General features: G+C 73.4%; 7 protein-coding genes. 4 read left to right on the forward strand and 3 right to left on the reverse strand.

Annotation, left to right across the window (positions count from 1 at the left end; genetic code table 11):
* Together pglW and E1166_RS26685 are read right to left on the reverse strand one after the other, a co-directional pair.
* The coding region (gene pglW, locus E1166_RS26680; RefSeq protein ID WP_132342693.1) for a BREX system serine/threonine kinase PglW at nucleotides 1-4,411 on the reverse strand (4,411 nt) is incomplete at its 3' end.
* Between the two features lie 166 nt (nucleotides 4,412-4,577).
* Nucleotides 4,578-6,371, reverse strand: a complete 1,794-nt coding sequence (locus E1166_RS26685) for an ABC transporter ATP-binding protein (RefSeq protein WP_132342694.1) — start codon at nucleotides 6,369-6,371, stop codon at nucleotides 4,578-4,580.
* 73 nt (nucleotides 6,372-6,444) lie between these two features.
* Between E1166_RS26685 and E1166_RS26690 the strand changes: the two genes are divergently transcribed.
* The 4 genes from E1166_RS26690 to E1166_RS26705 all read left to right on the forward strand — a co-directional run bounded on the left by E1166_RS26690 (nucleotide 6,445) and on the right by E1166_RS26705 (nucleotide 8,598).
* A complete protein-coding gene (locus tag E1166_RS26690) occupies nucleotides 6,445-6,873 on the forward strand; it encodes a MarR family transcriptional regulator (protein ID WP_132342695.1) in 429 nt (142 codons plus the stop codon).
* A gap of 50 nt (nucleotides 6,874-6,923) precedes the next feature.
* Nucleotides 6,924-7,283, forward strand: a complete 360-nt coding sequence (locus tag E1166_RS26695; RefSeq protein WP_132342696.1) for a metalloregulator ArsR/SmtB family transcription factor — start codon at nucleotides 6,924-6,926, stop codon at nucleotides 7,281-7,283.
* Complete coding sequence (locus E1166_RS26700) at nucleotides 7,280-7,918, forward strand: SRPBCC family protein (protein WP_132342697.1); 639 nt, start codon at nucleotides 7,280-7,282, stop codon at nucleotides 7,916-7,918. The genes E1166_RS26695 and E1166_RS26700 overlap by 4 nt, the downstream gene beginning before the upstream one ends.
* Nucleotides 7,919-8,088: 170 nt before the next feature.
* Nucleotides 8,089-8,598 (forward strand): NUDIX domain-containing protein, encoded by a 510-nt coding sequence (locus E1166_RS26705; protein ID WP_132342698.1) that lies wholly within the window; start codon nucleotides 8,089-8,091, stop codon nucleotides 8,596-8,598.
* 96 nt (nucleotides 8,599-8,694) lie between these two features.
* On the opposite strand, the gene E1166_RS26710 is transcribed toward E1166_RS26705, so the two are convergent.
* Nucleotides 8,695-9,909, reverse strand: a 1,215-nt coding sequence (locus E1166_RS26710; protein WP_132342699.1) for a hypothetical protein, incomplete at its 5' end; no start/stop codon positions are given.

The raw sequence follows: 9,909 nt of genomic DNA on the forward strand, positions 1-9,909 counted from the left end.
GGGTGCTGCGGTGGGCGTTGGCTACCCAGGCGTCGGGGAGGGCGATCCACTCGTTGTCGCCGACCCGCACCACCGTCGAGTCCAGTTTGGGCAGCAGCCCCGGATCCTCCATCGGGCAAAGCAGCCACACGTCGCCCGCCCCGGCGCGTGCCGCCTCGGCCAGCTCGTGGAGCCGCTCCATCGCCCGGTAGCGGGCCAGTACCGCCGCGTCGTGCAGCAGCACCGGCCCGGCGTCGACCGACAGCTCGGCGCGCAGTTCCGGGGCGGCGAGCTGCCAGGCCCGTTCGACGTACTCGCCCAGTTTGATCGCCGGGCGGGTGTTCGGCTCGGCGTTGTCCGCGCCGAGCACCGTTTCCCAGGTCGGCTTCGGGTGCGCGTCCACCAGGGCGTGCAGGTGGTGCAGGAAGCGGGCCGCCACGTTGACCGGCCGGGCGTCGAAGCGGCGTACCAGCTCCTCGCGGGCGGGAACGTACCGGTTCAGGCGTACCGTCAGGGCCCGGAACCCACCGGCGGACCGCGCGCCGGTCAGCCGTTCCTCGGCCCGCATCGCCTCGGCCAGCTCCGGTGACTCGGCCGCCCACCGGCTCGGCAGGTTCGTCGCCGACGGACGCCGCTGGATGACCGACATGGACGACGACCCGGCCCGGGGCGGGGGCGGCACGTACCTGTCGCGTTCCCAGCGCAGGCCGAAGCCGGCCTCGGCGAGCAGCCGGTCCAGCTTCGGATGCGGCGGCAGCGGTGCCAGCTCGGGGAACCGGGCCGTCACCCGCGCCTGCACCTGCTCGGGCTTGAGCCCCCGCCGGCCCTCCGCCGTGGTGGCCGGCGGCACCACCCCGGCCTGGGCGAGACGCAGCGCCCGCACCGGGTCCAGGTCGCGCGGGTACAGCTCCAGCCGGGCGGTCGCGGCAGCCCGCTCGGAGGCCACCGCGGCGAGCAGCACCCGCCGCCGGTCGTCGATCACGTCGGCCGCGCCGCCGGGGGCGTGCACCGTGGCGAGGGTACGCAGCACCGTCGCCGCGCTCGGCAGCACCTCGCTGGCGGCGAGCCGGTCGGCGGCCTTGCCGAGCGCGTCGGCGTAGTCGAGCAGGGCGGGCGCGGTCGGCGTGTCCGGCGCGTCGTCCTCGCCCGCCTCCAGGGCCACCAGCAGCCGGTCGCCCCTCGGGTCGGGCCGGCCGTCGATCTCGGGCCGGCTGTGCCGGCGCAGCAGCAGGCGCGGCTCGTCGGCCAGCGCGTCGGTCTCCACGGCAGCCCGCAGCGCGGCCAGCGCCACCGCCCGGCGCAGCTCGTCGCCGGTGCGCACCGAGCCCCGGCTGCCCAGCAGCGCCGCCGCCAGCTCACCGACGCCCATCACCCGGCCGCCGTCGCGCAACAGCTCGATGATCTGGGTACGCACACTGCCCAGCACCGGGATGCCCTGCCAGCGCCGGCGCTGCTTGCCGAGGATCTGCGCCACCCGGCCGGGGGTCACCCCGACGGCGGCGGCGACCTGCGGCTGCTGCGGCCAGGGCGAGAGCGCGGGCAGGTCGCCGGTGTCGTCGGGCAGGCGCAGCAGCAGTCGGGTCGCCTCCACCTCGGCGGTGTTGCGGCCGTTACGGGCCGGCACGAGCAGGGTGGCGATCGCGTCGAGACCGACCCGGAGCAGATCGTGGTCGCCTTCGACCTGGTCGGCGGACGCCTCGACGGCAGCCGCCCGCCGGGCCGCCGGCGAGGTGGGGATGGTCTCCCGCTCCCCGAGCCGGGTACGCCACTCCTTGACCCGGCGTTGCAGCTCCTGCCGGGTCTTCGCGCCGAGCCCCGGCAGGTGGGCGAGCTTGTTGGCGACGACGAGCAGTTCCCCGACCGTGCTGGCGTCCAGCCGGTGGGCGGCGGAGACGGCCCGCGGGGTCAGTCCGGCCGCCTCCAGCGCCGTCGCCCGGGTGGCCCGGCCGGCGGCCTCCTCGCGGGCCGCCTCGGCGACCTCCACGTCCGGCTCCTCGACCTCGACCTCCGGATGGTCGGTGCCGACCGGGGCGCTGGCGTCGGAGCGGCGGAACACCTGCTGCCAGGCGTCCCGAAGGTCCTTCAGGGAGGCGAACCGGCGACGGTGGTCGCGGTGCAGGGCCTGCTGGAAGAAGTCCACCAGGCCGTCGCGGATCGCCGGGTCGAACGCCTCGGCGGCCAGCACCGGAGGGCCCTCGGTGAGCTGCGGCTCGGTGCCGCCGTCACCCCAGACCGGCAGCTCGCCGGAGGCCATCTCGTGCAGGGTGACCGCGAGGGCGTACCACTCGGCATGCTTGTCGTAGACCTGCCGGGCGGCGGTGCCGAGGAACGGGTCGAGGTAGCGCGGGGTGCCGGCGCTGAGTTCCTTGACCGAGACCCCGGCCAGGGAGAAGTCGAAGAGCACCAACTGCCGGGTGCGGTTCGGACGCACCCGGACGGCGATGTTGTCGGGCTTGATGTCCCGGTGGTAGACCCCCTCACCCTCCAGGTAGTCCAGCGCGCCGAACAGGTAGTCGCTGTAGGTCTCCAGCTCGTCGACGGTGAGCCGGCCGTCGTCGCGCAGCTTGCGGGCCAGGGTCAGCTCGCCGGCATGCTCCAGGACGATCACCGTGCGCCGGGCGATCTCCAGCGGTTCGGGCCGGGCCAGCCGGATCACCCGGGAGTCGGTCAACGGCCGCAGCACCCGGGCCTCGTGCGCCAGCCGGGCGCCCTTCTCGTCGGAGAGACCGACCTTGAGCACCTCGTCCCGGCCGGTGCGCTCGTTGTGGGCGAGGAACGCCCGGCAGGTCGACCCAGTGCCCAGCCGCTTGCGGATCGTCCACTCGGCGACCCGGTCGCCGCCGCGCGCCTCCAGGGGGTCGATCGGCTCCGGTTCCGGCTCCTGCGGATGCACCGACGCAGGCGGCGGGGCGGTCAGCTCGTTCTCGATTTCCTCCAGCATCTCGACGAACTCGCTGACCGTCGTGAGCCGCTGCGTCGGCACCGGCGCCGTGGCGGCCTGGACCAGCTCGTCGGCGAACTCGCTGATGCCGTCGGCGACCGACGAGGGGCGCAGTCCGTTGTCGCGGGCGACGCGGGCCAGCAGCTCCTGCCGCTTCGCCGCTGGTGGCTCGCCGGTGAGGATCAGGTACGCCAGCGCGCCGAGCCCGAAGACGTCCATCGCCACCGGATCCGGCCGGGGTGCGGTCAGCTCCGGGGCGAGGTACGCCTCGGCGGACCGCTCGAGGTGCGAGGCCGCGTGCGAGGAGAGGGTCAGCGGGTCGCCACTGCTCGCCCCGGCCGAGTCGGCGGCGCGGGTGGCGGCCTGCCAGTCACTGATCTGCAACTGCGGGACCAGCCACGCCTCCTCCTCGGTGCCGCCGCGCCGTCTCGGACCCGGGTTGACCAGCACGCTGCGGGCCGACAGGGCCCGGTGGTGCAGGCGACGGCGGTGCGCGTACGCGACGGCCTCGGCGAGCTGCCGGATCATGGCGAGCCGGCTCAGCGGGTCGAGCCGCTCGTGGTACTGGCCCAGGTAGTGGTCCAGCCGCATCGCGCGCGGATCGTGGCGGAAGATGAGGGCCGGCCCCGCCTCGTGTGACTCCATCGAGTCCACCCGGACGATGCCCGGGTGGTTGATGTTGTGCAGGGCGAGCATCTCCCGCTTCGCGGCCCGCTCGATGCTCGCCCGCTCGGCCTGCACGGCGTTGCGTTCCACCAGATAGATCCGGACCCGGCGGTGCTCCCGCTCCAGGTCGCGGTGGCGGGCGTGGTGGTCCTGCCAGGTGGGCCCCAGGTCGAACGGCCGGGACTCCAGCTCCCACGAGCCGATCTGGTAGTGCCGGCGGCTGCGGGCGATACCGACGGCCTTGAGCAGGTCGGGCAGGGCTGAGGAGAACTCCTTGGTGACCCGGTGCCGCTCGTCCTGCACCGGGCGCTGTAGCAGCGAGGTGATGGTCGGCAGCGGTCCGGGCTGGTGCCCGGGCGCCGGCTCGGGCCCGTAGATGCCGTGCTGGTGGTGGTCGGAGAGGTCGATGTGCAGGCCCGGCTTGGACAGGAACACCGCTGCCTGGACGAACGGGACCTTGAGCCGCTCGCCCTTTCGCTGGCCGGCGGCGATCTGCAGCAGCGACTTCAGTTTCTTGGCCTTGCCGTCCGCCAGGTGCAACGGGTTGTCGAAGGTACGGGTGCCGCCCGGGCCGGTGAGAATCCAGTTGGAGCCGCTGGAGGTCAGCCGGCCGGTCAGGCTCTTGATCTCGATCAGGTGGAGCCCGCCCGGGGTGGCCACCAGCAGGTCGACCTCGTAGGGGTGCCCGGTCTGCGCGGTGAAGGTGAAGTTCGACCAGGCCCGGTACGGCTCGGTGTCCGGCAACAGCGCCTGCACGTGTGCCAGCGCCTCCCGCTCGTGCGCGAATTGCGACGGCGTGATCGTCGTCCACCGGCCCTCCTGCATGCCGACGATCCTAGGCACATCACGCCGAGCCCCGGCCGCCGCCAAACGGCTCGATGTGCGGACGCCACTCCACACAGGTGATCTGGCAGCGGATCGCTGGCAGCTCAGGGAGGCCGGACCCGGCGTGTCGGTCGCCCAGCTGACAACGATGATCAAAGCGACCGCGTCAGGCAGCGGCCAGGGCGGCGTAGCGGCCGGCCCGGCGGAGCAGCGTCTCGTGGGTGCCGGACTCGACGACCCGGCCGTGGTCGAGCACCGCGATCTGGTCGGCGTGGCGGACGGTGGAGAGCCGGTGCGCGATGGTGATCACCGTCCGGCCCTCGGCGAGGGCGTCCAGGGCCTGCTGTACGGCCCGCTCGGTCTCGGTGTCCAGCGCGCTGGTGGCCTCGTCGAGCACCAGGACGCGCGGGTTGCGCAGCAGCGTTCGGGCGATGGCCAGGCGCTGCTTCTCGCCGCCGGAGAAGCGGTGTCCGCGCGAGCCGACCGTGGTGTCGTACCCGTCGGGCAGGTTGGCGATCAGGTCGTGGATCCGCGCGACGCGGGCCGCGTGCTCGATCTCGGCGTCGGTGGCGTCGGGGCGGGCGTACCGGAGGTTCTCCCGGATGGTGGTGTGCAGCAGGTAGGTCTCCTGACTGACCACGCCCACGACGGCGGCCAGGTCGACCAGCCGCAGGTCGCGCAGGTCGACGCCGTCGATGGTGATCCGTCCGCTGTCCGGGTCGTGCAGCCGGCTGATCAGGGCGGCGAGGGTGCTCTTGCCGGAGCCGGTCTCGCCGACCAGGGCGAGGCTGGTGCCGGCCGGGACGTCGAGGGTGACGCCGGCGACGGCGGCGGTGTCGCTGCCCGGGTAGCTGAAGGTGACCTCCTCGACGCGCAGGTGGTTACGGACCCGCGCCGGGTCGATCTCGACCGGGTCGGCCGGGTCGTCCACCTCCACCGGCAGGTCGAGATACTCGAAGATCCGGGCGAACAGCGCCAGCGAGGCGGTGAGCTGGACGCCGACGTTGAGCAGCCCCATCAGCGGCCGGAACAGTCCGCCCTGCAGGGCGGTGAAGGCGACCAGGGTGCCGATGCTGAGCGTGCCGGCGGTGCCGGGCAGCCCGGCGCCGAGGTAGATGACGGCGGGGATCGCCGCGAAGACGACGGTCATGGTGGCCATCCGCCAGCGGCCGGCCAGTTCGGAGCGGAGTTCGAGGTCGACGAGACGGGCGGAGGAGGCGGCGAACCGGTCGGCGAGCGCGCCGCCGGCACCGAGGGTCTTGGCCAGTTGCACGCCGCTGACGCTCAGCCCCTCCTCGACGGTGACGTTGAGGTCGGCCAGCTCGCGCTGGCGCTCGGCGGTGATTTCCCGACGCATCGCGGCCACCCGACGGGCCAGCCAGATCGCCGGCGGCAGGACGACCAGCGAGACCAGGGTCAGCCGCCAGGACAGGGCCACCATGGCGACCAGGGTGGCCACCGCCGTGGTCAGGTTGGACGCGATGGAGGTGGCGGTGGAGGTGACCACGGCCTGCATACCGCCGATGTCGTTGGTGATGCGGGACTGCACCTCGCCGGTGCGGGTGCGGGTGAAGAAGGCGATCGACTGGCGTTGCAGGTGCGCGAAGACGTCGGTGCGCAGCCGGTGCATCACCTGCTGGCCGACCCGGGTGGCGATCCAGGTCTGCACCACGCCGAGCACGGCGGTCACCGCCGCGACGGCGACCATGCCGACGACCAGTTGGATCAGCAGGGTCAGGTCACGCTCCGGTAGCGCGCGGTCGATCACGGCGCGCAGCAGAAACGGCGAGGCCATGGCGAGGACCGAGGAGACCACGATGATCGCGGTGACGACGGCCAGCGCGGCGCGGTGGGCGGTGAAGAGCCGGCCGACACGGCGCAGGGGCACCGCGCGGGCCTGGGCCTTCTCGGCGGCGGTGACGGTCCGGGGCGGGCCGCCGTGGCGGGAACGGGTGTCCACGAGCACCTCCTGACGACTTGCTGAGGTTACCTCATCATGAGGGAGCAACAGTAAGCCCTGCTACGGTATTCCGGTGACCGGCGAGGAACCCGACACGCCCGAGGAGACCCTGCCCGAGTTGTTCTGGGCGGTGGCCCGGCGGCTGCGCCACCACTCCCGACGCACCCTCGAACCGTGGGAGATCAACCCCGGCCACGCCCGCGCCCTGGCCGTACTCATCCGGCACGGCACGATCCGGCTCCGCGCGCTCGCCGACCACCTGCACATCGCGCCCCGCTCCGCCACCGAGGTCGTCGACGGCCTGGAGGACCGTGGGCTCGTCGCGCGCCGCCCCGACCCGGCGGACCGGCGCGCGACCCTGGTCACACTGACCGACGAGGGTACGCGGGTCGCCCGGGCCATCCGCGCCGCCCGCGACGCCGATGCGGAACGCTTTTTCGGTCACCTCTCCCCCGCCGACCGCGACGAGCTGACCCGCATCCTGCGTACGCTGCGCGACTGACCCCCATTTTAGTCCTTGGTTATATAAGTATCGGCTGATATAAGTGGTAGGTGCATGCCTTCGACGTTCTCGGCGATCCGGTGCGCCGCCGCATCCTGGAGCTGCTCGCCCGGGGTGAGCGCACCGCCGGCGGGATCGGGGAGGTGATCCAGGAGGAGTTCGGCATCTCCCAACCGGCCGTCTCCCAACACCTGCGGGTGCTGCGGGACAACGGCTTCACCACGGTCCGCCCCGACGGCGCCCGCCGGCTGTACGCGGTGGACCCGCGAGGGCTGCGGGAGGTCGACGAGTGGCTCGCCGGCTTCCGCCGGTTCTGGGCGCCCAAACTGGACGCCCTGGCCACCGAACTCGCCCGGGGTCGCCGTGCCCGGCGTGCACAACCACCCACCGAGGACAGGAGCACCCGATGACGGACGTCACCCACCAGATCAACGCCGTACGGCGCACCGTCGGCACCCGAACGCTGGAGGCCGGCGAGGCGCGCGTGCTGACCATCAGCCAGGCGTACGACGCGCCCCTGGAGGACGTCTGGGACGCCTGCACCAACGCCGAACGCATCCCCCGCTGGTTCCTGCCGATCTCGGGCGAGCTGCGGGTGGGCGGACGCTACCAGCTCGAGGGCAACGCCGGCGGCACCGTCCAACGGTGCGACCCGCCGACGAGCTTCGCCGCCACCTGGGAGTACGGCGGCGAGGTCAGCTGGATCGAGGTGCGGCTCACCGCGGAGAGCCCGGAACGTACCCGCTTCGAGTTGGAGCACGTCGCGCACGTGGACGACGAGCGCTGGCTCGAGTTCGGTCCCGGCGCGGTCGGTGTCGGCTGGGACCTGGGCCTGCTCGGCCTCGCCTCCCACCTGGCCGCCGACGGCACCGGCGTCCGGCCGGAGGAGGCCGCCGCGTGGCTGGGCTCCGAGGAGGGCCGCGGGTTCATGACGGCGGTCAGCGAGCACTGGGGCGAGGCCAGCATCACCGGCGGCGCCGACCCGGACGCCGCGCGGGCCGCCGCCGCCCGTACCACCGCCGCCTACACGGGCGCGCCCGCCTGATCGCCGGCGGTCCGGGCCGCAGCGCGAGACCGACCTCGACGGTGCCACGAGCATTCCCCTGGCAGGACAAGCACGGACACACCGTGCGCGCGGGTAGGGACGGGCGGCGACGGCCAGGGGGATCGAGTGTGGGGCACGCGTACCAGGCGGGCGCGGTAACGTGCGGCGACATGACCGCCGTACCCTTCTCGCACTGCTCGTACTGCGGTGCCACCTACCCGACCGACGCCGCCTGGCCGCGGCTCTGCGCGGCCTGCGGCGAGACGGTCTGGCGCAATCCGCTACCGGTCGCGGTGGCCCTGCTGCCGGTACGCACCGACGAGGGGCTGGGCCTGGTGGTGGTCCGCCGCGACATCGAGCCGGCGCGCGGGCTGCTCGCGCTGCCCGGGGGTTTCATCGAGTACGGCGAGGAGTGGGCCGACGCGATGGTACGGGAGTTGCGCGAGGAGACCGGCCTGATCGGCGATGCGGCGCAGGCGACGCTCTTCGCGGTGCACAGCGCCCCGGCCGGCGGCACCATCATGATCTTCGGTGAGCTGCCCGAGCGCCCGGCGCACACCCTGCCGCCGTCCGCCCCGACCGAGGAGGCCACTGAGTGGCTGGTCCTCACCCAACCAGTCGAGCTGGCCTTCTCCACCCACACCCAAGCCATGGCGGACTTCTTCGCCTGCCACGCGTAACCCCGAAAGCGGCTCCAGGTGGCCCCGGCGGTGACGACCGCAGGTCGCCGCACCGGACCCGGCGGGCCGTCGAGGCGGATGAGCAGCCGATGCCGGTCAGGGAGCGGGTTGTGGGTGGTACACCCGCAGGTCACCGTGACGTGACAGCGTGCCGGGCAGGTCGACGGACCGGCCGCGTAGTGTCGCGTCGAGGAACGTGGCGCAGGTCTCGGTCGTCATCCGCACGCTTTCGGTCCGGCCGACGGACCCCACCACGGCGGGCAGGGGTGGCAGGTAGAGCGGGGCGTCGGTGAAGGTGAGGTGCGCGCTGCCGGGCACGGTGAGCCGGTAGCTGGTCGCGGCGCCCTGCTGCAGTACCTCCGACAGACGTGCGATGTAGTCGGCGTCGGACTGCTCCTCGATGGCGTGGGTGAGGGCGAGCACCGGCTGGCGCAGCGGGCCCTGGTCCTGATTGAGACCGCCGTCCAGATCGATGACCGCGGTGAACCGCGAGTCCTGCTGGGCGGCACGCATGGCGGCGGCCCCGCCGAGGGAGTGGCCGGTCGCCGCCGCCCGTGCGGTGTCGAGCCGTCCGGTGAACGGGCTGGGCAACTCTCCGCGATCCAGGCGGCTGAGTTGGGTGAGGACGAAGCTGAGGTCTGCGGCTCGCACCGCCGTCCAGCCGATCGTCCTCCTGGTGTCCTCGCCCGGGTCACCGCTTGCGGCGACCCGGGTCCGGACGGTCCGCCCGTCGGCGAGCACGACCGCGGCCGAGTCGTACGGGTGGTCGACCCCGGCGACCAGGTAGCCGCGGCTGGCCAGATCCTCTGCCCACGCAGTGTTCTGGGTGCGCACGCCGCCGAGTCCGGGAGAGAACAGCACCACCGGGAAGCGACCGGCCGCCGGGGCCGCGTCGAGCGCCGCATGGCTACGGGCACGCGGGAGTCCGTTCAGCAGGAAGGCTGGTATCCCCAGGTAGTCAGCTGCGGCCGCGGCGACAGCCTCCGCCTCTTCCGCGGTATGGCCGAGGTACTGCATCCCGGGCGTACCGGGAGGGACCGAATCCGCCGGGTACCAAAGTTGCACGACCACGGTCCGTCGATCGCCGATGTCTGGTGTGGCCGTCTCCTCGCGGGCGGGGTCGGTCCACTGCAGCACGGTGGCGCCGACCGCGTAGTGCCCGGACGGCCGCGGAAAGGCCGGCACGGGCAGTGCCCAGGCCGCGACCGCGCCCCCGGCGACCAGGCCGAGGCACACCAGCGAGCCGGGTAGGGCCAGCCACCAGCGAGCCCGCCCGCCGCCCCCACCGTTGCGCTGGCGCAGGAGCCATGC

Origin of the sequence: Micromonospora sp. KC213 (genome assembly GCF_004348325.1) — a bacterium.
In the GTDB taxonomy this organism is placed as follows: Bacteria; Actinomycetota; Actinomycetes; order Mycobacteriales; family Micromonosporaceae; genus Micromonospora.

What these genes read in the sequence shown, in the direction of transcription:
- E1166_RS26700 (WP_132342697.1), top strand. Translation starts at nt 7,280, where the DNA reads ATGACGGACGTCACCCACCAGATCAACGCCGTACGGCGCACCGTCGGC.
- E1166_RS26705 (WP_132342698.1), top strand. Translation starts at nt 8,089, where the DNA reads ATGACCGCCGTACCCTTCTCGCACTGCTCGTACTGCGGTGCCACCTAC.